Source organism: Enterocloster sp. OA13 (assembly GCF_022440595.1).
GTDB lineage: Bacteria > Bacillota > Clostridia > Lachnospirales > Lachnospiraceae > Enterocloster > Enterocloster hominis.
This window is the reverse complement of sequence record NZ_JAKNTF010000001.1, coordinates 4,145,299-4,169,752: the sequence shown is the minus strand read 5'-3', so window position 1 is coordinate 4,169,752 and position 24,454 is coordinate 4,145,299. Positions and strand designations below refer to the sequence as shown.

Below are 24,454 nucleotides of genomic sequence, written 5' to 3'. Positions count from 1 at the left end.
AAATTTATCATAACAAACAAGGAGGAAAAAAAGTGAAAAAGAGAATGGTGATGGTTCTTATGGCGGCAATGACAGTATCCATGTTATCCGGATGCGGTTCAAAGGGAACAGGCGCGCCTGCAGCAGGGGAGGCCAGGACAGAGGCGGCAGATGCAGGTGACAAAAAAGGAGACGATACAAAAACAGAAGCGCCTGAAGCGGTTGAAAAAGTATCCATTAAGTTTGGGAATACCCAGGGGGAAGAGGATATCCAGACCAAATCGCTTCATGAGGTAGCAGACCGGTTGTCAAAGGCTTCAGGAGGTGGGTTCACGGCTGAAGTTTACGGAAGTTCAGCCTTAGGGGATACGGATGATTTAACAGAACAGGCGATGCAGGGAGCTGCTATCCTTACCATATCCGATCCCAGCCGTCTCGCATCCTTTGTAAAAGATTACGGTATGCTTCAGATGCCGTATCTTTTAGATGATTATACCCAGCTGGATAAAATCATGGAAACGGATTTATATGCTAAGTGGGAACAGGAATTCTCAGATCAGGGAATCTGGCTGGTTACGTCCAACTGGTTTTCAGGTACCAGAAACTTCTGCCTGAACAAAGAAGTGAAAAAACCGGAGGATCTGTCAGGGCAGCGTATCCGGACCATTGGAAATGAATTGTGTACGTCTTCCGTGGATGCCATGGGAGCAGTTGCAACGCCTATGAGCTGGAGCGAAGTGTACACTTCCATTCAGCAGAAGGCATTGGATGGTGCGGAGGTTCAGACCCCATCCTTCTATGCCACACGCCTGTGGGAAGTATGCAGCTATATTAATAAAACAGAGCATTTCCAGCTCATTGGTTCTGCTGTCACCGGGACAAAGTTCAGGGATTCCCTGTCAGATGAATATAGGGAACTGTTTACCGATACCTTTAAGGAGGTGGGTACTGAATATCAGACAAAATGCGCCGACCTATCAGAGCAGTATGAGAAGGAAATGGTTGAAAAATATGGCGTTACCATTAATGATGATGTGGATGTCGAGGCATTTAAGGCGGCAACCGCCCCTGTATATGATAAGCTTGGATATAAGGAAGTAAGGGAGCAGCTGATGGCTGAGATGAAGTAGGAACCGGTAAGGCCGGTAACATACCGGCGGGCGGAGCCCTGGAAAATGTGGAAAGCATGGATTTTTCAGGCTCCGCCTTTTGTTTCTGCTTAATTATGGAGGGATACAGATGAAAAAATTATACCGGGGTTTTTGTAAACTGGAGGAAATCATAAGCTGTGTATTTTTCTTTAGCATGGTGCTGCTGGTATTTCTGTCAGCCATTGCCAGGCTGATCCAGCATCCGTTGGCCTGGAGCATTGATGTGTCGCAGCTGCTTTTGGCCTGGACCGCATTCCTGGGAGCCGATGTGGCGTTCAGGCGGGGAAAACTGGTGGGCCTGGACCTGCTCACAAGAAAGATGCCCCATAGGGTTCAGGATGGCCTGACGCTTGTGATTCAGGTCCTTATCCTGATTGCATTTATCATTTTTATTATTTTTGGGTTCAGACTTAGTGCAGATAGCTGGAAGCGCGCATTTCAGACGCTTCCAATCAGTTATTCCTATGTTACACTGAGCCTTCCGGTTTCTTCTGTATTCATGACAGTGACAGCCATCCTTAAAATCAGGGAAACCGTGAAGCGCCTGACCGGCAGGGGAGCAGCAGGCATGGAAGGGGGAAATGCATAATGTCAGTGCTATTAGTATCATTTTTGTTTCTGCTTGTAATAGGAATGCCCGTTGCTTTTGTAATAGGAATATCGGGACTGGCATTTTTTGCCGTGACACCGGACATTCCATTTTCCATAACGGTTCAGAGAATTGTAGCCCAGACCCAGTCCTATTCCTTCCTGGCAGTCCCGTTTTTTATTTTTGCCGGGAATTTGATGAACGAGTCAGGAATCACCAAGCGTATCCTTAAGTTTGCTTCCCTTCTTACACGGCGCATGTATGGCGGTATGGCACAGGTGTCGGTTGTCATGAGCACAATGATGGGAGGGGTCTCGGGGTCCGCCACGGCAGATGCCGCGATGGAGACAAGGATTCTGGGCCCGGAAATGATGAAACGCGGATATAGTAAAGGATATATTACAGCAGTTAACTGTCTGACTGGCCTGATAACAGCGACCATACCTCCCAGCCTTGGATTGATTCTATATGGTTTTATCGGCGAGGTTTCAATCGGACGGCTGTTTTGTGCAGGAATAGTACCAGGCGTCATCATGATGTTTGTATTAATGCTGACAGTGAAGATTACATCCACCAAAAAGGGATTTGAGAAGCCAGGTCCAGAGATACCGAGGATTACATGGGGGGAGGTATGGCATGGACTGCGGGAATCCATCTGGGCGCTGATGTTTCCTGTCATCCTGATTGTAGGAATCCGCTTTGGGGTCTGTACGCCTTCTGAGGCAGGAGCATTTGCTGTTATCTATGCAATCCTGGTTGGGGCATTTGTATATCACGAGTTTACGGTTAAGGGATTTATAGGGGCGCTGAGGACCTCCCTTATGGATACTGCGGCGGTAATGCTGATTATCACACTGTCAGGTCCTTTCAGCTATGCGGTTACGTATGTAAACCTGCCGCAGAAGCTGGCGTCAGTTATTTTTGGAATTACAGAGAATCCACAGATTCTTGTTATCGTAATCCTGATTTTCCTGTTTGTTGCCGGGATGTTCCTGGACAGTAACGTGAATTTCCTGCTTTTGACGCCTATTTTCCTTCCAATGGTAACAAAACTGGGAGTTGATCCGGTACACTTTGGAGTACTGATGGCCACCATCGTTACCATGGGGGTGATGACTCCGCCCGTGGGATCCGCCTTATATACGGTATGCGGGATACTGGACTGTCCCATAGAGGAATATACAAAAGAAGCCCTGCCCTTCTTTCTGGCAATCATGCTTGAGATGATTGTCCTGGTATTCTTCCCGCAGATTGTGCTGTTCCTGCCCAATCTTGTATATGGCGTCTGATGAATGAGGAGGAGTGGTATGAGGAGATTCATGGATGAAGATTTTATGCTTTATAATGATACGGCTAAGAGACTGTATCACCGATATGCGCAAACCCTGCCCATATTCGACTATCACTGCCATCTGAGCGCAAGGGAAATCTATGAGAACAGACCCGCGGATAATATTGCCCAGTTATGGCTGGGGGGTGACCATTATAAGTGGAGGGCCATGAGAGCCAATGGAATCAGCGAAGAACGGATTACAGGAAGCGCCAGTGATTATGAGAAGTTTGAGGCCTATGCAGAAACGCTGCCATATGCAGCGGGGAATCCCCTGTATCATTGGAGCCATCTGGAATTGCAGCGGTATTTTCATATTGATAAGGTATTAGGACCGTCAACCTGCCGGGAAATATGGGAGGAGGCCAATGCGGCCATACAGTCAGGCGGTTTTACACCCAGAAGATTGATTATGTCATCCAATGTTTATGGTATGTGTACCACAGAGGACCCGGCCGATTCGCTGGAGTATCATAGGAAGCTGGCAGAGGAGGGCTTTCCTGTAAAAGTACTTCCTGCAATGAGGCCTGACAGTGCGCTGGAGATAGAAAAGAAACCGTGGCGTGATTATATGAGAAAGCTTGGCAGCGTGTCCGGTGTGGAGATACGCAGCTTTCAAGATTTGAAAAATGCGTTAGAAATCAGGATGGATGCATTCGGTGCAAGTGGATGTGTGGCGGCAGACCATGGGTTTGAACGGTTTATGTGGGCGCCGGTTCCTGAAGCTGCGGCAGAGGAGATTTTTAGGAGGGCAATTGAAGGAGAAGACTTGGGGCAGGAGGAAGTGGATGCCTATAAGTCAGCACTGATGGTCTGGCTGGGCCGGGAATACAGCCGGAGGAAATGGGCAATGGAACTTCATATGGGACCGGTCCGTTCACGCAATACCAGGATGGTAGCCTGTGTAGGGGAAGCCACGGGATTTGACTCAATCGGGGATCATCCCTTGGCGGTTCCCCTGGCCGCCTATATGGATGAATTGGAAAAAACACGGCAGCTTCCGAAAACCATCCTGTTTTCCATCAATAACCGGGACAATATGGTTCTGGCAACCATGGCCGGTAATTTCCAGGATAGCAGTGTTCCATCCAAGATTCAGATGGGAACAGCCTGGTGGTTTCAGGATCATCGTGACGGGATGGAAGAGCAGATGAAGAATCTTGCCAACGAAGGGCTGTTGGGCAGGTTTATCGGAATGCTGACAGACAGCAGAAGCTTCCTGTCCTATCCGCGTCATGAATATTTCCGCCGTATTTTGTGCAATTTAGTTGGAAATTGGGTGGAAATGGGAGAATTTCCGGAGGATGAGGACATACTGAAAAAAATGATTTCAGATATCAGCTTTTACAATGCGAAAGCATATTTTGATGTATGAATACATGGTTTAAAACGGAGGATATCAGATGAAAAGCTGGAATAATGAGGAAGATATGTTCAGCCTCATGAAGGAAAAACTGTATACCCCGGTAGTGGGGGACATCCTGGACGTGATGGGATATACACATCAGTTCCTGCCGCAGTATATACGGCCGCTGAAGGAGCATATGAAACTGGCGGGGAAGGCGTGTACGGTTTTGGAATGCGATGTGTTCAGCCCGCAGAAAAAACCATTTGGCCTGCTGACGGAAGCCCTGGACCAGCTGGAAAAGAATGAGATATATATTGCCACCGGCGCGCATAACAGCGCTTTATGGGGAGAACTTTTGACAGCAGCAGCGAAAATGAGGGGAGCGTCCGGGGCAGTACTGGATGGCTGCCATAGGGATACACCACAGGTCCTTGCGCAGGATTTTCCTGTCTTTAGTCAAGGATGCTGGGCGCAGGACTCCAGTATCCGTACATATGTGTTGGAGTTCAGATGCCCGGTTGAAATCGGACAGGTGACGGTTATGGACGGGGATATTATATTTGGGGATATAGATGGCGTTCTTGTAATCCCCAGGCAGGTACATGAGGAAGTGATTGAAAAAGCACTGGAAAAAGCTGCTGGTGAAAAGAGGGTCCGTAAGGCGATTGAGGAAGGAATGTCGGCCACGGAAGCATTTGCACATTTTGGGATATTATAAATTTGAAACTCAAGGCCCTGGGAGAGAAACTTCCCGGGGCTTTTTGTACTTAAAGCTATCCACAAAAAGGCTTGACAACAGTGCTATAATGTAGTTGTAACAAAGTAAACTTACTTAACACACCTATTTGTCAAATCAAATTTGAAGGCTGCTAAGCAATCAGGATTTTGGAGGAAAAGATAAATGAATACTTTAAAAGCTGAAAAAAGAAGCATGTCCATCAAAGCAAGACGATTGAGAAGGGAGGGATTCGTTACCGGAAATATTTTCGGCAAGGAAATCCAGGAATCCATTCCCATTAAAGCTGAAAGGACCGTGGTGGAACGGCTCCTTAAAACATGTAACAAAGGCAGCCAGATCCAGTTAGACGTGGATGGACAGGTCTACGATGCCCTGATTAAAGACATTTCCTTTAACTCGATGAAAGGACTTGTGGAGGAAATCGATTTCCAGGCGCTTGTAAGCGGTGAGAAAGTCCACTCCGTTGCGGAAATCATCCTTTTAAACCATGATAAGGTGATAGGCGGTGTCCTGCAGCAGCAGCTTCAGGAAATATCCTACAAAGCCCTGCCGGATGCACTCATTGATAAGGTGAAGGTTGATGTAGGGGACATGAAAGCCGGCGATACAATCCGGGTAGGGGATCTGGATATTGCGAAGAATAGGAATATCGATCTTGTCACGGATCTGGATGCCACCATCGCAACGGTTACAGCGGTACACGCAGCAGCGGAAGAGCCTGCGGAGGGCGGGGACGGGACGGTTTCCTGAATCTGTCCATAAAAAAGCATGCCAGAAAAATGATGATAGGCGCTTGGGAACTTACTGTTCTCAGGCGTTTTTTAGTGGTGTTTTTTTCGGGAGACAGATGTTTATCCGTTCCACCTGCCTCAGATAAACAAACCATAAGGATTTGGCAGTTCATATAAAGATAAAATCAATCCTTGCCAATTGCTCTTGCCATTGAATCAAAAGATGGTATAACTAAAACAAAAAAAGGCGGGTTCTGATTATGAAGACCATGGGATTTATAAATAGCCATAAGGAAAATGAAAACAGGATAGCGCTTCTGCCGCGCCACATGAAGGAACTGGGAGTGGCTGCCGGATATCTGTTCTTTGAACAGGGCTATGGAAGCAGATTGGGGATATCCGACCAGGAATACGGGGAAATGGGAGCTTCCATTGCGCCCCGGGAAGAAATCCTGCACAGATGTGATATTATCTGTGACCCAAAAGCAGGGGACGCGGAGTATCTGGGGGAACTTAGGGAAGGCACCACGGTTTTCGGCTGGGTCCATCCCCATGTGGATCCTGAAATGAAGGCACTTCTGCTGGAGAGGAAGCTTAAGGTATATGCCTGGGAGGAAATGCTGGAGAATAACACCCAGATTTTTTACAGGAATAATATCCTTGCGGGCCAGGCATCGGTCATCCATGGCTGTTTAAGCTACGGCATGCTGATGGAGGGAAAGATGGCGGCCGTGCTGGGACGCGGCAACACGGCTGCGGGGGCTTATAAGGCCCTTGTCTCCAATGCAGCCCTGACCACTGTATATGGACGCAGGCAGGAACAGCAGTTTAAGAAGGAGATGGGACAGTTTGATATCATAGTGAACGCCGTGCTGTGGGACCCGGGGCGCAGGGACCATATCATATCCAGGGAGGATCTGAAACATTTAAAAAGAGGTGCCCTGCTGATTGATGTGAGCTGTGATGAGCACGGCGCCATTGAGACTTCCCATCCAACAGCCGTGGATTCCCCCATCTATATGGAAGAGGGGATTGCGCATTACTGCCTGGACCATTCACCCAGCCTGTTTTACAGAAGCGCTTCCGAGTTCATCAGTGAGAAGACAGCGCTTTTCATCAAACCGCTGGTGCTGGAAACAGAGGACAGCGTGCTGGAGGGCTGCAGGGTGATTGACGGAGGGAAAATGATCCTGGAGGAAAGCTGCCGTTAAGCGTGACGGTTGGATGAGCGTGATTATATAGATTGGATGAAAGGTGGGTTACATCATGGAGACAACTGCTATTTCTTTAATTCCTCCCCTGATTGTCATATTACTGGTAATTGCTACCAGAAGGGTGGTCATTTCCATATCGGCTGGTATTATTGCCAGCGCGCTGATATTGTGCGGCTTCCGTCCGGGGGATGCGGTTGAGGCTGTCATGGGTTCGGCGGCACGGATCTTTTATACGGAGGGAAACTGGAATTTTGACAACATGCTGCTGGTACTCTTTATCCTTGGCCTTGGGATGCTGACTGCGTTCATTGACAAAAACGGCGGGACCATAGGTTTTGCCAGATGGGCACAGAAACGGGTAAAGAACGCGGCCATGGCCCAGCTTCTGGCAGTTGTGCTGGGAATCATCATATTCATAGATGACTATTTTAACGCATTGACCGTGGGCGAGGTTTCCAGAAGCCTGACGGACCGCTATAAGGTTTCCAGGGAAAAACTGGCCTATATCATTGACTCCACCAGCGCGCCGGTGTGCTCCATCTGCCCGCTGTCCAGCTGGGGGGCATATATCATTGCCCTGTTTGCCATCATACTGCCGGGGACGGCTGCTCCGTTAAACCAGTTCATAGAGACCATCCCCTATAATTTCTATGCGATTTTTTCCCTGGCCGTGGTGTTCCTCAGCGCCATATGGAACATCAACCTGGGCAGGATGAATGATGCGGCATCCATCAAGGCTGATGACGGACCGCCGGACGACACCCATGAAAAACATGCCTCCGACCTGATCATGCCCATCAGCATCCTGGTGGCAGTGAGTGTGGGTACCATGTATATGACGGGGCGCATCTTCTCTGGTTCCTGGGATATTTTTGAGATACTCCAGCATGCGTCCACCTATCTGTCACTGTGCGCGGGCTGTGCTGCCGGACTTGGATGGGCAGTATACAGATATTGGCATTTCCATGGAAATGAATTGTTTTCCACTGCATTTTACGGTATGGAAAAGGTGGCGGGAGCTACCACCGCCCTGCTCTTTGCATGGGTGCTGATTGATATGATTGGAATGCTCCGGCCAGGAGCATTCCTGTCCGGGCTTCTGGTCCAGTACAATATATCTTTCCAGCTCCTTCCATGTCTCCTCTTTGTCTTTTCCGCTGTCATGGCGCTGGCAACCGGCTTTTCCTGGGGCGTGTTCGGAATCATGCTTCCCATCAGCGTGCAGATGGCTTCTGCCCTGGGGATGGGGGATGCGATGCTGTACTGCTGCCTTGGGGCGGTGCTTTCAGGCTCTGTCTTCGGGGACCACTGTTCCCCCATATCAGATACAACCATACTGTCCAGCACAGGCGCCCAGTGTGTCCACATCGACCATGTGGTCTCCCAGCTGCCTTATGCCCTATTCTCAGCAGCAGTGGCTGCCGCCGGTTTCCTGACAATCGGATATACAGAAAGCCTTGGGGCGGCCTTTGCCACACAGACAGGTATCCTGTGCGCCGCCACATGCCTGATCCTGACCAGGCGTAAACATAAGGGCAGGACCGTGCGGTTTGCCAGGTCCGCCGTGGATTTGTAGACGGATTTTATTTTGAGGCCGCATACTATATGCCTATGTACACATGATACATATTGGAAATAAAATGGCTCCATAATAAAATGATATGTAGGACGATAAAACGCATAGTGTCTTTAGGGATATATATGAAAAATATCTGATGTGTCGTTCTACAGTCAGGTATTGGACAGGATTAATGCAAATAAGGACCTGGGAAGGGGAATATCAATGGCTGCGGTGCCGGGGACAGATGATGCGGGATGGATTCGGGGAACCATCTATATTTGCGGATTTGGTAAAATAGTTCCGGGAGATGATTCTTCCGGGCTATTTTTATATTTTTCAGAATTTTTAAAAGAATATGGTCAAATGAATAAAATGGATATGGCTAAGAATACAGAGATTATAAACCAAAAACTATTGAGAATTTATTCTATTGATGATAAAACTATAAAGAAGTAATCATAAACATGAAAAACATATGAAGGTGAGGGGGAGAAATGCCTGAATTAATGGATATCAGGGATTTTATTCAGAAAATAGCTCAAGGAATTACCTTTGCAATCGGCATTGATACACAGGTGATTGACAGTAATCTTCAGAGGGTGGCGGGAACCGTTTATAAACCGATACCTAAAAATGGAGGTATTGTTAAACGGGTAGTTGAAACAGGGGAGTATGCAATCAGTACTACCGTGGACAGGAAAAGCCCTGCATGCCTGAATTGCAATCAGCGGGCCAGCTGTAAGGAAATGGGGTATCTCCATTGTCCGATTGTGCATGGCAACGTAGTCATTGGGGTGATGGGGCTTATATGTTATGAAAAGGAGCATATTGAGAAGATAAAGGATGAACGCAGGGGACTTTTGAATTTTATCCAGAGCATGTGCGAACTAATTGCATTAAAATTGAAGGAAGAGGAGGTACGGCAGAAGGAACAGCAGATTTATAGGAAACTGGACAGCCAGAACCAAGTATTAAACCAGGTACTGGAACAGATTTCAGATGGGTATGTCCTGTTGGATGCAGATAACATGATCCGTAATATTAACAGGAAGGCCCTGAATATTTTTAAAATGGATTATGAATCCGTCCTGGAAAAAAATATCCTTGATTTGATACCGGATCCTGTTTTCCATAAAATGATTGAGGATGAGAGTGTGAATGTCTATGAGAAGATAAAAATAGGAGAAGAAAGTTACGGGACGCTATTTTATAAGGTGGCAGAGGGTCGGGAGGATTTAGTAAAAATACTGAATTTTAAAACCATCGTCAATATTGGAAGCCGTATTGCAGGTGAAGCGTTCAGGGAAAACCAGATTACCTTCAGTCATATATTAGGCAACAGTCCGAGAATGAGACACCTAAAAGAAATCGCCCAAAAGGTAGCCAGGACAATGCCAAATATTCTGCTGACCGGTGAGACTGGAACGGGAAAGGAAATGTTCGCCAGGGCCATACATAATGCATCGGACCGGTGTGGTAATCCGTTCATTACAGTCAATTGTGCGGCAATCCCCATGGAACTTCTGGAATCGGAACTGTTCGGTTATGAGGAAGGTGCGTTTACGGGAGCAAAAAAGGGCGGTAAGATAGGAAAATTTGAATTGGCTGATACAGGAACCATATTCCTAGATGAGATTGGGGAGATGCCATTCCACCTTCAGGCAAAACTGCTCCGTGTCCTGCAGGAACGCAAGCTGGAGCGGGTTGGCGGAAATAAACAGGTCAGCCTTAATATCCGTATCATATCGGCTACTAACCGAAATCTGGAAAAGATGGTGGAGGAGGGGAAATTCCGGGAAGACCTATATTACAGACTGAATATTTTTGAGATTCATCTTCCGCCGCTGCGGGAACGCCCGGAGGACATTCCGCTGCTGGTCCATTATTTTATAGAAAAATACCGCTCTTTCTTTGAGGTAAATGTTTCCGGAATTGATCAGGAAGCAATGGAGCATCTTTGCCGCTATCAGTGGAAAGGAAATATACGGGAACTTGAAAATGTAGTACAGTATATGATTTCCATGAATTCAGACAGTATATCAGGCATCATGGGTATTTCCACTTTGCCGGCCCAGGTCATGGAAGACAGGATTTTCCATGCGGAGGTAAACACACAGGAAGAACGGGAAATGGATTTTAAATTAAGGGAAATGATTCATATGAAGGAGTTACTGAAACAATATGGAGATACTACGGAAGGGAAAAAACAGGTTGCAAGACAGATGGGAATCAGTTTGGCAACCCTGTACCGCCGTATCAATAAAATGCAGTGATAAAATTCGCATTATGAAAAAAATTCTCATAATGCGAATTTTTCGTGCGAAGAATTTGAGAAAAATGAGAAAAAGGTTTCGAAATGCCTGAAAAAAACGTTGTTTCTCTTTGGCATGAAAGTTGCTATATATAGGTTCAAAGGCTGAAAGCCTATATAAATAACTAAATACCAGGAGGGAAATAATGAGAACAAGGGTTGTAGTGACAAAAAAACCAAATGAGGTTGTGGTGGAGGAGCATGATTTAAAACCAGGTGACAATGAGGTGCTGGTTAAGACATACCTGGCATCCATATGTGGGACAGACAAGAATTATTCAGAAGGTAAAATGCCCAGGGAAGTACAGGTTGAACAGGTTGACGGGAACAATGAGGCCCATCATGCCTATCCATTAAAAATGGGACATGAGGCAGCAGGCGTGATTGTTGAGGTGGGAAAGAATGTAACTGATTTTAAGGTGGGGGACAAGGTAATGTCCTTTGGATGGTATGATACCATGGCGGATTATTTTGTTGCGCCAGTGGTACATAACGGCTATGGTGTTGTGAAGGTTCCGGAGGGGATGAGCATGGAAGCAGCTTCGCTGGGAGAACCTACAGCCTGTGCAATCTATGCAGGCATGCAGTCAGGGGTGGAATTAGGCGATGTGGTAGTTGTGGTAGGTGTGGGATTTGCCGGACAGATCATTGCCCAGGTTGTTAAGAAGATGGGGGCTGCAAAAGTGATTTGCGTGGATGTAGTGGATGGTAAGCTGAACCTGGCTAAGAAGATGGGGGCTGACATTGTACTCAACCCAAATAAGGATGATGTGGTAGGAACCGTACTGAAGGAGACAAATAACCAGGGAGCTGATGTTGTGATTGAAGTTGCAGGAAATGATACGGCAATCCAGCTGTGCAGCGATGTGCTTAAGCATGGAGGTATTATGGGGCTTTACAGCTGGGTGCTGGAACCGGCGCAGCTGTATATCAACAGATGGCATAACGATGGTTTTGATATCCGGACACTGGCACTGATGCACCGCATTAAGATTGACCGTCCATGGTGGATTGAAAAGACAATGCAGAATGTGGCAAACGGAATGATACAGATTGATCCTTTGATTTCACATGTATTTGACCTGGCTGATGCTGCCAAGGCATTTGATGTGGCCTGCAATGACCCGGATGCCTGCAAAGTAATGTTAAGACCATAAAAATAAAAGCATAGAAGGAGAAGATGTTATTATGAGAAAAGAAGCAGCACTGTTTTTAAGCATGGCATTGACGGTTGGCATGATGAGCGGATGTGCCGGCAATGGGACTGCAGGGACGTCCGGGGGAAGTACTGTGGCACAGCAAATGGAAGAGGAGACAGCACAAAGCAGCAACACAAGCTTTGATGGAACGGTGGTATTAGGGGCGACAGCCCCCCTGACCGGGCCTAACCAGCTGACCGGAGGTTACTATGTGAATGGAATGAATCAGGCCGTGAATGAAATCAATGCAGCCGGAGGCATCCTTGGGAAAGAACTGGTTCTGGATGTGCAGGATGAGGGCACAGACCAGTCCATTGCCATTAATGCTACAATCAAGCTGATAGAAAGCGGCGTACCGGCTATCATTGGTTCCTATTTTTCTACTAACTGCATGGCGGTGCTTCCTGAGATAGAGAAAAATAGGGTTCCATATTTTGCTAATGGCTCTAATCCGGATATCTCTGCTTCAAAGAATCCCTATGTGTGGCAGATTAGGGTGACAGATGACTTTACCGGTCCAATCATGGCAGACGTTGCTTTAAATGAACTTAACATGAAGAACCCGGCTGTTCTTTACACCACAGCTTCTTCTACCACCATACAGAAGGATAATTTTGTCAAGGCGATGGAAGAAAAGGGAAATCCGGTTTCCGAAAACAATATCTACGGCGCACCGGAGAATGAATCAAATTTCAGCTCCATTATCAACCAGATTCTGGGCAGTGGCGTGGATGGCCTGGTGGTAATGGGGGTCAGTGAGGCATGGGACGTAGCCCTGGCCCAGCAGCTGCAGTCAGCGGGCTGTGATATCCCTCTTATGGGGTCCTCCAGTTTTGCAAGCGCTCCTTTTATCGAAGTGGCAAAGGATGCAGCGAATGGCTGGTACACGGTGGCGGACTGGTCTCCTAATATCCTGGGACAGGATTTGGATGTGCCTGAGCGTGCTGTGACATTTGAAGAGGATTATGAGAAACTGTACGACGCTAAAAGTGCAATGCAGTCAGCCTGGGGCTATGATTGTGTCTATCTCTTTAAAGAAGCCTGCGAACGGGCAGGAACCACAGAAGACCGTGAGAAAATCAATGAAGCCATGGGAAGTACGGACCTGCAGGGGGCAAACAACTATTACAGGATATATGAGGACAGCTATCATGTAATGTCAACGTATATCATGCTTTGTGAGACAACAGGCGGGGAAGCTGTTCCTGTAAGGATTGTTAACTTCAGATAACAGGCAGGCTTAGGTGGAATGCTGCCAGCTGGCGGCATTCCCGGGTAAGCATAGAATGGAATTGGGGGTATAAAAGTGAATTTTAGCATATTTTTTTCAATGCTGGTAAATGGGCTTTCGATGGGGATGATTTATGCAATGATTGCAATGGGATTGATTCTTTTAATCCGGGCAGTCGGGGTCCTTAACTTTGCACAGGGCGATTTATTGATGGTAGGGGCATATATTGCATGTGTGCTTTTTATGGATTTTCAGCTCCCATTTTATATTGCGGCACCGTTATCATTGGTGTTTTATGCAATATTAGGCCTGATATTCATGTTAGTGACATATTGGCCCCTCAGAAAGGCATCTTATCCGGTAGCGCCTATTATTGCCACTATGGGAGCATCCCTGGTCTTGTCAGAGGGAACCATGATCATATTCGGATCCTGGCCCAGAACAATCTCACCAATATTAAAGAATTCCAAGGGAAATGCCCTGACTGTCAATCTTTTTGGAACAAGGCTTCAGGCACAGTTCCTGCTGATTATTGTGGTTGCTATTGCAGTCATGACATTGATTTATCTCCTGTTTGAAAAATCGTATATCGGTATTATGATGCAGGCAGCCGCACAGGACAAACCGGCAGCTGAATTAATGGGAATATCAACTTTAATGACAACGGCTGTCACCTATATGCTGGTTGCGGTTCTGGTTTCTATCGGTGGCTATATGGTAGCCCCTGTATATACAGTTACCACATCCTTGGCATCCCTTCAGCTAAGGGCATTTGCCGGGACGGTCATAGGCGGATTTGGAAGCATTAAAGGTGCGATTATAGGATGCCTGCTGGTAGGTATCGTGGAATCTTTTGCTACGGTCAAGTTTTCCTCCTATAAGGATGCGATTGTATTCCTGATTCTGATTATCTTCCTGATATTCAGGCCACAGGGGTTAATTGTTGATAAGGTCGCTGATAAGGCTTAAGGAGGAAATAGTATGAATAAATGTAAGTTTGACCCTAAAACAGGGGCAATGATTATTTTTTTAATTATCTTTTCATTGATAGTCTCACTTAAAATGAACAATTATACGGTTCTTGTGGTGAATATGGCGTTGATTAATATGATTACGGCCTATGGCCTTTCCATTATGCTGGGAATGTGCGGGCAGCTGGTATTTTCCGGTGTGGCATTTATGGGAATCGGGGCCTATATCACAGCAAATCTTTGTTCCGGACGTATGAATTTCATACTTCCCGGATATGCGGCCATTATTGTATCGGTAGTGCTCACCGCACTCATTGCCTGGGCCACAGGAATTCTTTTCCTTAGGTTGAAAAGCTCATTCTGTACCTTTGCCACACTGGGATTTGTGCAGGTGCTGTATACGCTGTTTTTAAATTATGAGCCGGCATTTGGAGGGCCAAAAGGAATTCCCGAAATCAGGACATTGTCAGCAGGCGGTTTTGTATTTGACAGCTATAAGAAATGGTATTTCCTTCTTCTGGGAGCAGTCATCATAGTGGCCCTTCTGGTGGAACGGATCCGCAGGACAAGTCTTGGCAGGTCCCTTGCTTCTATCCGGGACAATGAATTAGCAGCTCAGACCCTGGGAGTGAATATATACCGTACAAGAGTCATTGCATTCGTAATAGCAGGGGCTTTTGCAGGACTTTCAGGCACCCTTCTGGCCCAGCATAACCGTTTCATATCAGGAGACCAGTTCAGTTTTGCCAAGAGTACCACTATCGTCATCATGTCAATGTTGGGAGGAATTAACAGCACTCCGGGCATTTTCGTTGGAGCGTTGATTGTTACCTTTTTACCGGAAGTTCTCAGGGGACTTGATAAGTATCTGATGTTTATATACGGTATCGCAGTAATTATCATGATGATTTTCATGCCCATGGGTATTGGCGGCGCCGTTTCGGATTTCCTGAAGACCATGAGAAGGAAGAATAAGCTAAAATCATAGGAAATCAGAGGAGGATAGTATGGGCGAGGCAATATTAAAGTTAGAAGGGGTCTGTAAAAGTTTTGGCGGTGTTGTGACGGCGAAAAAAGTCAATCTGGAAGTACAGCCAGGTGAAATCCATGGTCTGATTGGCCCCAACGGCGCAGGCAAAAGTACGATGATGAACCTTATAAGCGGTATCTATGAGGTGGATGAGGGGAAGATTTTTTTCCATGGGGAGGACATTACCAATATACCATCCCATATCCGCGCAAGAAAGGGAATCGGCAGGACCTTCCAAACACCACGGTTTTTGTACCGCTCGAATATCAGGGATAATCTGATGTTGGGAGTGGATCTGCATGACCAGCTGGGGTATCTTAAAAGCTTTGTTGGGACAAAGGGAAGCGACTTTCTGAAAGAATTGGATGAATTGATGGAGATGGCGGGATTTACGTTTGACTGGGATGAAGATATTACAGCGATTCCCTTTGGGCAGAGGAAAATCCTGGAAATTGTCAGGTCGATGTTAAGCCATCCCAAAGTAATGCTTGTGGATGAGCCGGCTGCCGGACTGACCACTCAGGAGATAGAACAGGCAAGGAACCTGCTTATGTTTGCTGCCAAGAAGCGCAATATCGGAATATTACTGATAGAACACCAGATGGATCTGGTTATGAGCAGCTGTGAAAATATAGATGTTCTTGTATTTGGCGAAATCCTCGCAAGAGGGCTGCCGCACGAGATTGCAGTGAATCCTATTGTTCTGGAAGCATACCTGGGGAGGGACTTTGATGATTAAGATTAAAGATTTACATGCCTATTACGGTCCCATTGAAGCTCTCAAGGGAATCGATATGGTGATTGAAAAAGGTAAGATTACCTGTCTCATCGGAAGTAACGGTGCTGGAAAGAGTACATTGATGAATTCCATATCGGGCGCTATTACCCATAAGGGTTCTATCATGGTTGATGGTCAGACCGAGATTGTAAGGAAAAACAGCCGTCAGATAGCCAGGATGGGCATCATCCAGGTACCGGAGGGGCGCCATGTATTTCCAGGCTTGTCGGTGGAGGAGAACCTTCAGACAGGGACCATTGTGTGGCATGGATATTTTGGAAAAAAGTCATATGAGGCAGAATTGGAGATGGTATATGAACTTTTCCCAAGATTAAAGGAACGGCGCAGGCAGCTGGCCTGGAGTATGAGCGGCGGTGAGCAGCAGATGCTGGCAATTGGAAGGGCGTTGATGGCAAGACCGAAAATCCTGTTGTTAGATGAGCCATCCATGGGATTGTCTCCGTTATTAGTAGGTGAAATGTTTGAGAAGATAGTGGAAATCAATAAGACGGGAATGACAATTCTTTTAAATGAACAAAATGCAAGACTTGCAATGAAGATTTCTGACTTTACTTATGTGATTGAACAGGGGAGGATTAAGATGAGCGGTCCATCCTCAGAAATGCGCAATAATCCCAGGGTAGCAGAGGCTTATCTGGGGAAACAGGCGAAGCAGCATGAATAAGGGATTCACTATGAAAGGGGTATGGGCATAATGAAAAAATTGATTAATAAGCCAGAAGATTTTGTAAAAGAGACAATGGAAGGTATCATTGCCGCTTATGGAGATAAAGTAAAGCTGCTGGATGGAGATTACCGTATTCTGTTAAGCAATTACGGTGCAAGGGAAGGAAAGGTAGGAATTGTCACTGCCGGAGGTTCCGGCCATCTGCCTGTTTTTTTGGGCTATGTGGGGCAGGGACTTCTGGATGGGTGTACGGTCGGCAATGTGTTTGCATCCCCTGCCGCAGCAAAAATGGCTGATATGATACGGGCTTGCGACAAGGGAAGCGGGGTCCTGGTGCTGTTTGGCAATTATGGCGGAGACAGGATGAACTTTGAACTTGCCTGTGAGACCGTGGATATGGAGGACGACATTCAGACGAAAATGGTCCTGGTAAAGGATGACGTCGCCAGCGCGCCCAAGGCAGAAGCCGACCGCCGCAGGGGGGTGGCCGGAATGGTATATGCTTTTAAGATAGCAGGCGCAAAGGCAGATAACGGCGGGAATCTGGAGGAAGTAGCCCAGGCAGCACAGCATGCGCTTGATAATATAAGGACCATGGGCGTGGCATTATCCTCATGCATCGTTCCACAGGTGGGGGAACCTACTTTTTCAATTGCAGATGATGAGATTGAGATTGGTATGGGGATTCATGGCGAGCCTGGCCTGGAGGTGTGTAAGATGATGAACGCGGACCAGGTGGCTGAAATACTTTTGGACAAAATCACAGAAGATATGCCGTTAAAAGCCGGTGATGAAGTTTCTGTCATGGTTAACGGACTGGGGGCAACTCCTTTGGAAGAACAGTTCATTGTTTACCGCCGTATACATCAGATGCTGAAAGAACAGGGGATAAGTGTGTACATGCCTCATATTGGGGAGTATGCAACCTCCATGGAAATGGCAGGATTGTCCCTTACCATCATGAAGCTGGATGAGGAATTAAAGGGGCTTTTAGGACAGGTTGCCAGGTCTCCATTTTATACCAATTATAATAAGTGAGGTAAGATAGTATGGACGTACAGGGTTTAGGAAATGCAATAAAGAAAATCAGCAGAAAGATTGAGGCAAATAAAGATTATCTTGTAAAGCTGGACCAGCAGAATGGAGATGGGGATTTGGGTATATCCATGAGCGATGGATTCAAGGCAGTCGATATGCTGATGGAACTGTCAGAGGAAGAGGACTTGGGAAAAATTCTCATGAAGTCAGGAAATGCTTTTAATGAAGCAGCACCCTCCAGCCTGGGAACCATACTTTCCTTTGGCTTTATGGGGATGGCAAGAAGCCTGAAGGGAAAGTGCGAGGCAGGTCCCGCGGAGATAGTGGATGCCTTCCAGGCCGGGATTAATAAAATTATGGAAAAAGCAGGTTCCAAGCCAGGAGAGAGGACCATACTGGATTCCCTTTGTCCTGCTGTAAATGCTTGTGAGAAAACAATTGCAGAGGGAGGAACTCTGGAGATGGCATTAAAGAATGCGGCCAGGGCTGCTGCTGACGGGGCAGAGGCCACAAAACAGATGAAGCCGGTTCATGGACGGGCTGCCTATTATGGAGAGAAGAGCCTGGGGCACCTGGATGGTGGAGCCGTGGTTGGACAGTTGGTTTTTGAGGCTTTGAGTGAATGATTGGATAATTAGGAAGACATAGGTTAAATAACAGGTGGGTTACCGAAGCGGGAATAGGCTATGGCCGCCCATCTGTTTTTAGACTAAATTTAATTGACTTTTAATCAAAAGCAATTAAAATGTAAGTAAGAGACAGAGGAGGTGAATATATGGCAAGTATGAGGGATGTTGCCAAGCTGGCTAATGTAGGTCTTGGAACGGTATCCAGAATGTTGAATGACAGCGGATATGTATCGGATGAGACGCGCAGCAGGATCGAAGCAGCCATGAAGACATTGGATTATACGCCGAACGAGCTTGCAAGGAATCTGTATCATAAGAGGACGGGAATCATAGCGGTCCTTGTGCCAAATGCATCCAATCCGTTCTTTGCGGAATTCGTTGACCATGTGGAGTCTGAACTATATAAGGCCGGCTTTAAGATGATGCTCTGCACCACGGAAAAGGAATTTAATGCGGAGTTGGAATATCTGGATATGCTGAACCGGCATATCGTGGATGGTGTCATTACAGGAGCCCATTCACTGGCAGTGGAAGAGTACAGGAAAATCCATAAACCGATTGTTGCATTGGACAGGTATCTGGGTGAGGATATCCCTGTTATCGCAGTGAACCACAAAGAGGGCGGAAGGCTTGCAGCGAAGACACTGATTGATAACGGATGCAGGAAGGTGCTTCATTTCCGCGGCAAGGTAACGGTGGAATCACCATATCATGACAGGCATTTTGAATTTGCCCGTATCATGAAGGAGAATGGGATATATACGTATGATTATGAACTGGGCAGGAACCGTCTGGATTCAGAATATTACAAGAAAGCCGTGAAAGACGTATTCGCAAAGGGAATCGAATTTGACGGTGTATTTGGCGTGGACAGACCGGTCATCGAATGCATGAATGAAACCATAAGAAGACACCGCAGGGTCCCGGAGGATGTGAAGTTCGTGGCATATGACGGCACTTTCATAACGGAGATGGTGGAGCCGTCCCTTACGGCAATCGTCCAGCCGATTGAAGAACTTGCAAAAGAGTCTGTGCGGCTTGTCTGTAACCTGGTAAATGGAAAAGTTTATAAAAATAAGCAGGTAAGCCTCGAAGTGGAGTTGCGTAAAGGAGGGTCAACTATAGTATGAATGTTAAAAGTGCACAAAACGGCCTGGATATTTTCTTGTATTATAAACAAAGTGAAGCCTGAAGTGAAAAATAGTATTGACTTATGCAAAACAGGGCGTATAATGTGTTTATATAAAGCAGTTGCCTTATTTTTTTTCACAAACATGGAACGGGTTCCATTTCCGGAAAACAAATAAGGCACATAATTTTTCACAAATGTGGAACGGGTTCCACCCGGGTAAAAAGTCATTCATCATTAAATCAAAACAGAGGAGGAGAACAATGAAAAAGAAGATTCTCAGTATCATGCTTGCAGCAGCAATGGCAGGGACAATGGTAGTTGGATGCGGCTCAAACAACAGCGCAGGCGGGTCCAGGAAAGCAGATAAGAACAGCATCACGGTTCTGGTGGAAAGCGGTTCCCCCGCAGAAGCCCTTGCAAAAGAGACAGCAGAGGCATTTAAGGAAGAAACCGGGTGCGAGGTAATCATCGATGCGGTGGCTTACACGGGAATGTATGACAAACTTTCCACGGAGATTAAAGCCAAGCAGGCGGCACATGACGTGGCCTGTATGGATGTGGTCTGGCTGGCAGCCTTTGCAGACGCCATAGAAGCGGTGAATGATGCGGATACAAGTGATTTTCTTCCCACCTTACAGGAGAGCGGGACCATCGACGGCAATCTCCTTGGATATCCCATGTGGGTGAATGCGAAGATACTGATTTACAGAAAAGACCTTATTCCGGAGGAGAAGGTCCCAACCACATGGGAGGAGTACCAGACCCTTGCCAGGGAACTGAAAACAGACGACATGAGCGGCACCACTGTTTTCGGCAGCGGTTCCGACGCCGTATGTTCATTCCTGGATTTCGCATGCCAGGCAGGCGCCGAAGGACTTGTGTTTGATAAGGACGGCAATGTGAACATTACGGACCAGGCATATGTGGACGCACTGAATTTCATGGTTGGGAATGCAGGTGCGGATTATACACCGGCAGATTCACTGGCAACGGCTGCCACGGAGTCCCAGGAACTTTTTACCAACGGAAAAACCGCAATGCAGCTCAACTGGAGCCATCAGTACCCGGCCGCAGTAAAGGCCCTTGGGGCGGATAAGGTAGGCTGTGCGCCGATGATTGGCGGCAGCGCGGGCATTGGGGCAACAACAGGACCCTGGTATGAATGTGTCATGAAGAATTCCGAAAATAAGGAGATGGCCAGGAAATACGTTGAATTCATGTATGGCCACAATGCAGACTACATGAATCTCACCTTAAAGATTGCCGGAAGGACTTCCGTATATGAAGAAGCCGGAAAGGAAGCTGGCAATGAGCATACAGCAGCGGTCCTTGAAACATTAAGCGCGCCGCAGTCACAGGCAAGACCTATGGTGACTACGTGGTCACAGATTGAAGAGGTTCTCATTGGCGTTGTAGAGTCCAGTTTAGGCGGGGCAGATGTAAACGCCACATTGGAGGCGGCAAAGACTGAAATTGAATCAATTGGCAGATAAATTGGCAGATAGTCTTTTAAAAGGTGGTAAATGGGAATGAGATTGATTTCAAGAAAAACTTTATTATTATTCTTCCTGCCGGGTGCACTTTTTATGGGCGCATTTCTCATATATCCAATCATTACAATGGTAATTGACAGTTTCTATGAAATCGGGATTACAGGCAGTAAATCATTGGTCGGCCTGGATAATTATATCCGCGCATTTACCGCCGGAGGTTTTTTAAAACAGTTAAGGAATACCTTGATTTATATTGTAGTAGCCGTTGGTGTTGAGACGGTGGTTGGTTTACTGTTTGCCCTATTTTTTGAATTGGATTATAAAGGAAGTAAAATCATCCGTTCATTCATGATGGCGCCTCTGATGATAGCGCCGTTGGTGGCCGGCCTTACCTGGAAATTAATGATGAGCTCCAGCTTTGGCATCATCAACGAGCTTTTGACGAGGATTGGGATTTTATCAAGCAGCAGCGATATTCTCTGGCTGGCAGACGAACGATGGTCCTTACTTGCATGCTGCATTGCGGATATCTGGCTCACGACACCGTTTATGATGCTGATGATACTGGCCGGATTGCAGGGGCTGGATACCAGCATGTTAGAAGCCGCCAGAATAGACGGGGCAGGTATGCTTGCGCAGGTATTTACGATTAAGCTTCCCGTAATCAAACCGGTTTTACTGACTGCCCTGTCAGTGAGGATCATTGACGCCGCCAGAACCTTTGACATTATCTGGGCAATGACGGAAGGCGGTCCCAACCGCTCTTCAGAAACAATCAGCATCATTATCTACAAGACCCTGACCCGGTATAATGACACCGGTTATGCAAGTGCGATGGCAGTGGTATTTATTGCAGTCTTAGTCATATTCACACTGGTATTCATGCAGAGCTTGTGGAACCCGAAGAAGCAGGGCCGCTAACGGTTGGCAGGAGGTGTAAAAAAGTGGTAAAAAAAGGTGAGATTGGGAAAATGCTGGGAATCAGTTTGTCCGTAATCCTTACTGTGTGCTGGCTTTTCCCATACATATATGTCATTTGTTGTTCATTTAAACCCGGAACAGAAGTGATTGCAGTTCCGCCAAGCTTTTTCCCAAAGGTATTTTCCGTTGAAAGCTTCTCGGATCTGCTCCAAAGGATGGATGCGCTGAAATATCTGTTAAACAGTTTGAGTGTTTCGCTGGCAAGCACCATCATCGCATTGTTCCTGGGCGCCCTTGCGGCATATGCAATCCAGCGTTCGGGTGCGAAGCTATCCATTGTATTGGTGGTTCTGGTCCTGTGCTTAAAGATGATCCCTACTTCAAGCATCGTAGTGCCGATTTATGAACTGATTTGTAATCTGGGCCTATATGATACAAGGATTGCGTTGGTTATTGTGTATGCCGCCATTAACATGCCCTTTGTCATGTGGACCATGTTAAGCTTTTATGAGGGAATCCCCACAACGCTGGATGAGGCTGCATTTGTGGACGGCGCAAGCAGTTTACAGACATTTAGCAAGGTCATCCTGCCAATCTGTAAGCCGGGATTGGCCACGGCATTCATATTTACCTTGTTCCTTGCATGGAATGATTTCCTCATTGCGTTACTGCTGACCAGCACGGATGCAAAGACATTCACGGTTGGATTGGCAGGATTCCTGTCGGCATACAATTTGGATTTGGGGCCCATGTGTGCAGGAGCATTTTTGTTCAGTTTCCCGGTGATGATCATCTCCCTTGCAGCCCAGAAGTATATTGTGCAGGGAATGACGGCCGGGGCAGTAAAAGGTTAAGCGGAGGAGTCTTATGTCGAAAGAATTAATGCTGCAGAATATTGAAAAGGCCCAGCATGAGATAGACAGTAAAAAGAATATTGTGAAAAATGGAAAAATGCGCCAGCGCTATCATTTCATGGCGCAGACCGGATGGCTGAACGACCCCAATGGATTGATTTATTTCCGCGGGAAATATCACATCTTTTATCAGTATAATCCATATGAGGGATTCTGGGGCAGTATCCACTGGGGACATGCAATCAGTGACGATATGATGCACTGGGAGTATCTGCCATTGGCATTGGCGCCCAGTGAGACATATGATGACCATCCCCGGGGCGGATGCTTTTCCGGCAGTGCGGCCCAGCATGATGGCAAGCTGTTCCTGATGTATACGGGGGCTGCCAATGAAGGCGATGGGGTTGGGCAGACACAGTGCATTGCATACAGCGAGGACGGGATCCATTTTGAAAAATATGAGGGAAACCCGGTCCTGACAGCCCCGGAAGGTGTTCCGGTGAATCAGTTCAGGGACTCAAAGGTATGGAAGCATGGGGATACTTATTATATGGTATGCGGCGCAAGCCGCGACCATAAGGCGCAGGCGCTGCTTTACCGGTCGGATGATATGTTCCACTGGACCTTTTTCAATGTACTGGCCGAGAGCCGCGGGGAATGGGGGCATATGTGGGAATGCCCGGACTTTTATCCCATGGGTGATAAATATGTCCTGATGTTTTCGCCCATGGGTGTGGGTGAACATACCTCTGTGTATCTGGTGGGGGATTTTGATTATCAGACAGGCAGGTTCAGTCATTATATAAGCGGTGAGGTTGATTGGGGATTTGACTATTATGCGCCCCAGTCCTTCCTGGCGCCGGATGGAAGGCGAATCATCATAGGATGGGCCAATGAATGGGAGTGGATGCCGTTATGGAAGGACTGGGGACCGACGTACAAGGAAGGCTGGTGCGGTTTTTTCAATATTCCAAGGGAAGTCAGGATGATGGAGAATGGAACATTGCAGTTCCTTCCGGTTGCCGAGACAGAAATCTTAAGGCATGATTCAATCTGCCAGGATATGTTTGTGGTAACAGAAGCAGAGACCGAACTGAAAGCCGGGGACGGCGTGGCATTTGAACTGAAGATGAAGATTGACCTTGAGGAAACAGATGCAGATATGCTGGAATTAATCCTGCGCAGCGGTGAGGGAAAAAAGACAGTCTGCCTGTTTGATTTTAAGAATGCGCAGATGTCTGTGGACAGGAATGCATCCGATGGGTGGAGCAGGGGCGTTTCCAGAAGCACAATGTTCCTGAAAGGAAAAAAGGAATTGGATATCCATATCCTATCAGACCAGAGTTCCCTTGAAATTTTTGCCAATGAGTATCAGGACAATCATGCCAATAATATTTTTGCCGGAAACGCACAGAACCGGATTTTAATCCGTACATATGGCGGCAGGGCGGTAATACGGGAGTATGAGTCCTATGGAATGAAGGATTGTTTTAGGGGAAATGATTAGAAGCGGATCAGATTGAGTATGGATGATACG

23 protein-coding genes are annotated in these 24,454 nt (G+C 46.9%); all 23 read left to right on the top strand.

The features are described 5' to 3' along the window. The first annotated feature begins 32 nt into the window (after positions 1 to 32). The 23 genes from dctP to MCJ35_RS18335 all read left to right on the top strand — a co-directional run bounded on the left by dctP (position 33) and on the right by MCJ35_RS18335 (position 24,424). Positions 33 to 1,109, top strand: a complete 1,077-nt coding sequence (dctP, locus tag MCJ35_RS18445; RefSeq protein WP_025485964.1) for a C4-dicarboxylate TRAP transporter substrate-binding protein — start codon at positions 33 to 35, stop codon at positions 1,107 to 1,109. 109 nt (positions 1,110 to 1,218) lie between these two features. Next, positions 1,219 to 1,719 (top strand): TRAP transporter small permease, encoded by a 501-nt coding sequence (locus MCJ35_RS18440; RefSeq protein ID WP_008719056.1) that lies wholly within the window; start codon positions 1,219 to 1,221, stop codon positions 1,717 to 1,719. Further along, on the top strand, positions 1,719 to 3,008 hold the full coding sequence (locus MCJ35_RS18435; RefSeq protein ID WP_025485965.1) for a TRAP transporter large permease: 1,290 nt from the start codon (positions 1,719 to 1,721) through the stop codon (positions 3,006 to 3,008). Before MCJ35_RS18440 ends, MCJ35_RS18435 begins: the two co-directional genes overlap by 1 nt. Before the next feature lie 18 nt (positions 3,009 to 3,026). Continuing rightward, positions 3,027 to 4,424 carry a glucuronate isomerase gene (gene uxaC, locus MCJ35_RS18430; RefSeq protein ID WP_008719052.1) on the top strand — a complete coding sequence of 466 codons (1,398 nt, stop codon included), beginning with the start codon at positions 3,027 to 3,029 and terminating at the stop codon, positions 4,422 to 4,424. Positions 4,425 to 4,452: 28 nt separating this feature from the next. Continuing rightward, a complete protein-coding gene (locus MCJ35_RS18425; protein WP_025485967.1) occupies positions 4,453 to 5,115 on the top strand; it encodes an RraA family protein in 663 nt (220 codons plus the stop codon). 183 nt (positions 5,116 to 5,298) lie between these two features. Continuing rightward, positions 5,299 to 5,886: a 50S ribosomal protein L25 gene (locus MCJ35_RS18420; RefSeq protein ID WP_025485969.1), complete on the top strand. Its 588-nt coding sequence runs from the start codon at positions 5,299 to 5,301 to the stop codon at positions 5,884 to 5,886. A 241-nt stretch (positions 5,887 to 6,127) separates the two neighbouring features. Further along, positions 6,128 to 7,078, top strand: coding sequence for a N(5)-(carboxyethyl)ornithine synthase (locus tag MCJ35_RS18415; RefSeq protein WP_025485970.1), 951 nt, complete (start codon positions 6,128 to 6,130; stop codon positions 7,076 to 7,078). 55 nt (positions 7,079 to 7,133) lie between these two features. After that, a complete protein-coding gene (locus MCJ35_RS18410; protein ID WP_240299606.1) occupies positions 7,134 to 8,657 on the top strand; it encodes a Na+/H+ antiporter NhaC family protein in 1,524 nt (507 codons plus the stop codon). Positions 8,658 to 8,864: 207 nt separating this feature from the next. After that, on the top strand, positions 8,865 to 9,098 hold the full coding sequence (locus MCJ35_RS18405) for a hypothetical protein (RefSeq protein WP_025485974.1): 234 nt from the start codon (positions 8,865 to 8,867) through the stop codon (positions 9,096 to 9,098). Between the two features lie 38 nt (positions 9,099 to 9,136). After that, entirely contained in the window at positions 9,137 to 10,915 is a 1,779-nt protein-coding gene (locus MCJ35_RS18400) for a sigma-54 interaction domain-containing protein (protein WP_025485975.1), read from the top strand. A 184-nt stretch (positions 10,916 to 11,099) separates the two neighbouring features. Continuing rightward, the gene (locus MCJ35_RS18395) at positions 11,100 to 12,110 is read left to right on the top strand and encodes a zinc-dependent alcohol dehydrogenase (protein WP_025485976.1); all 1,011 of its coding nucleotides are present in this window, start codon (positions 11,100 to 11,102) and stop codon (positions 12,108 to 12,110) included. Between the two features lie 31 nt (positions 12,111 to 12,141). After that, entirely contained in the window at positions 12,142 to 13,383 is a 1,242-nt protein-coding gene (locus MCJ35_RS18390; RefSeq protein WP_025485978.1) for an ABC transporter substrate-binding protein, read from the top strand. A 75-nt stretch (positions 13,384 to 13,458) separates the two neighbouring features. After that, a complete protein-coding gene (locus tag MCJ35_RS18385) occupies positions 13,459 to 14,352 on the top strand; it encodes a branched-chain amino acid ABC transporter permease (RefSeq protein WP_025485979.1) in 894 nt (297 codons plus the stop codon). A 12-nt stretch (positions 14,353 to 14,364) separates the two neighbouring features. Beyond that, positions 14,365 to 15,342, top strand: a complete 978-nt coding sequence (locus tag MCJ35_RS18380) for a branched-chain amino acid ABC transporter permease (RefSeq protein WP_025485981.1) — start codon at positions 14,365 to 14,367, stop codon at positions 15,340 to 15,342. Positions 15,343 to 15,361: 19 nt separating this feature from the next. Further along, positions 15,362 to 16,123, top strand: coding sequence for an ABC transporter ATP-binding protein (locus tag MCJ35_RS18375; protein WP_025485982.1), 762 nt, complete (start codon positions 15,362 to 15,364; stop codon positions 16,121 to 16,123). Then, positions 16,116 to 16,847 (top strand): ABC transporter ATP-binding protein, encoded by a 732-nt coding sequence (locus MCJ35_RS18370; RefSeq protein WP_025485983.1) that lies wholly within the window; start codon positions 16,116 to 16,118, stop codon positions 16,845 to 16,847. The genes MCJ35_RS18375 and MCJ35_RS18370 overlap by 8 nt, the downstream gene beginning before the upstream one ends. A gap of 30 nt (positions 16,848 to 16,877) precedes the next feature. Beyond that, positions 16,878 to 17,888, top strand: a complete 1,011-nt coding sequence (locus tag MCJ35_RS18365; protein ID WP_025485986.1) for a dihydroxyacetone kinase subunit DhaK — start codon at positions 16,878 to 16,880, stop codon at positions 17,886 to 17,888. An 11-nt stretch (positions 17,889 to 17,899) separates the two neighbouring features. Next, a complete protein-coding gene (locus tag MCJ35_RS18360) occupies positions 17,900 to 18,514 on the top strand; it encodes a dihydroxyacetone kinase subunit L (RefSeq protein WP_025485987.1) in 615 nt (204 codons plus the stop codon). Between the two features lie 149 nt (positions 18,515 to 18,663). Then, entirely contained in the window at positions 18,664 to 19,647 is a 984-nt protein-coding gene (locus MCJ35_RS18355) for a LacI family DNA-binding transcriptional regulator (protein WP_008719049.1), read from the top strand. Positions 19,648 to 19,909: 262 nt separating this feature from the next. Next, on the top strand, positions 19,910 to 21,142 hold the full coding sequence (locus MCJ35_RS18350) for an ABC transporter substrate-binding protein (RefSeq protein ID WP_025485988.1): 1,233 nt from the start codon (positions 19,910 to 19,912) through the stop codon (positions 21,140 to 21,142). Between the two features lie 36 nt (positions 21,143 to 21,178). Then, complete coding sequence (locus tag MCJ35_RS18345) at positions 21,179 to 22,063, top strand: carbohydrate ABC transporter permease (RefSeq protein WP_025485989.1); 885 nt, start codon at positions 21,179 to 21,181, stop codon at positions 22,061 to 22,063. Between the two features lie 23 nt (positions 22,064 to 22,086). After that, positions 22,087 to 22,917 (top strand): carbohydrate ABC transporter permease, encoded by an 831-nt coding sequence (locus tag MCJ35_RS18340; RefSeq protein WP_025485990.1) that lies wholly within the window; start codon positions 22,087 to 22,089, stop codon positions 22,915 to 22,917. Positions 22,918 to 22,930: 13 nt separating this feature from the next. Continuing rightward, the gene (locus MCJ35_RS18335; protein WP_025485992.1) at positions 22,931 to 24,424 is read left to right on the top strand and encodes a glycoside hydrolase family 32 protein; all 1,494 of its coding nucleotides are present in this window, start codon (positions 22,931 to 22,933) and stop codon (positions 24,422 to 24,424) included. The last annotated feature ends 30 nt before the right edge of the window (positions 24,425 to 24,454 follow it).

What these genes read in the sequence shown, in the direction of transcription:
- MCJ35_RS18440 (WP_008719056.1), top strand. Translation starts at nt 1,219, where the DNA reads ATGAAAAAATTATACCGGGGTTTTTGTAAACTGGAGGAAATCATAAGC.
- MCJ35_RS18435 (WP_025485965.1), top strand. Translation starts at nt 1,719, where the DNA reads ATGTCAGTGCTATTAGTATCATTTTTGTTTCTGCTTGTAATAGGAATG.
- uxaC (WP_008719052.1), top strand. Translation starts at nt 3,027, where the DNA reads ATGAGGAGATTCATGGATGAAGATTTTATGCTTTATAATGATACGGCT.
- MCJ35_RS18425 (WP_025485967.1), top strand. Translation starts at nt 4,453, where the DNA reads ATGAAAAGCTGGAATAATGAGGAAGATATGTTCAGCCTCATGAAGGAA.
- MCJ35_RS18420 (WP_025485969.1), top strand. Translation starts at nt 5,299, where the DNA reads ATGAATACTTTAAAAGCTGAAAAAAGAAGCATGTCCATCAAAGCAAGA.
- MCJ35_RS18415 (WP_025485970.1), top strand. Translation starts at nt 6,128, where the DNA reads ATGAAGACCATGGGATTTATAAATAGCCATAAGGAAAATGAAAACAGG.
- MCJ35_RS18410 (WP_240299606.1), top strand. Translation starts at nt 7,134, where the DNA reads ATGGAGACAACTGCTATTTCTTTAATTCCTCCCCTGATTGTCATATTA.
- MCJ35_RS18405 (WP_025485974.1), top strand. Translation starts at nt 8,865, where the DNA reads ATGGCTGCGGTGCCGGGGACAGATGATGCGGGATGGATTCGGGGAACC.
- MCJ35_RS18400 (WP_025485975.1), top strand. Translation starts at nt 9,137, where the DNA reads ATGCCTGAATTAATGGATATCAGGGATTTTATTCAGAAAATAGCTCAA.
- MCJ35_RS18395 (WP_025485976.1), top strand. Translation starts at nt 11,100, where the DNA reads ATGAGAACAAGGGTTGTAGTGACAAAAAAACCAAATGAGGTTGTGGTG.
- MCJ35_RS18390 (WP_025485978.1), top strand. Translation starts at nt 12,142, where the DNA reads ATGAGAAAAGAAGCAGCACTGTTTTTAAGCATGGCATTGACGGTTGGC.
- MCJ35_RS18380 (WP_025485981.1), top strand. Translation starts at nt 14,365, where the DNA reads ATGAATAAATGTAAGTTTGACCCTAAAACAGGGGCAATGATTATTTTT.
- MCJ35_RS18375 (WP_025485982.1), top strand. Translation starts at nt 15,362, where the DNA reads ATGGGCGAGGCAATATTAAAGTTAGAAGGGGTCTGTAAAAGTTTTGGC.
- MCJ35_RS18370 (WP_025485983.1), top strand. Translation starts at nt 16,116, where the DNA reads ATGATTAAGATTAAAGATTTACATGCCTATTACGGTCCCATTGAAGCT.
- MCJ35_RS18365 (WP_025485986.1), top strand. Translation starts at nt 16,878, where the DNA reads ATGAAAAAATTGATTAATAAGCCAGAAGATTTTGTAAAAGAGACAATG.
- MCJ35_RS18360 (WP_025485987.1), top strand. Translation starts at nt 17,900, where the DNA reads ATGGACGTACAGGGTTTAGGAAATGCAATAAAGAAAATCAGCAGAAAG.
- MCJ35_RS18355 (WP_008719049.1), top strand. Translation starts at nt 18,664, where the DNA reads ATGGCAAGTATGAGGGATGTTGCCAAGCTGGCTAATGTAGGTCTTGGA.
- MCJ35_RS18350 (WP_025485988.1), top strand. Translation starts at nt 19,910, where the DNA reads ATGAAAAAGAAGATTCTCAGTATCATGCTTGCAGCAGCAATGGCAGGG.
- MCJ35_RS18345 (WP_025485989.1), top strand. Translation starts at nt 21,179, where the DNA reads ATGAGATTGATTTCAAGAAAAACTTTATTATTATTCTTCCTGCCGGGT.
- MCJ35_RS18335 (WP_025485992.1), top strand. Translation starts at nt 22,931, where the DNA reads ATGTCGAAAGAATTAATGCTGCAGAATATTGAAAAGGCCCAGCATGAG.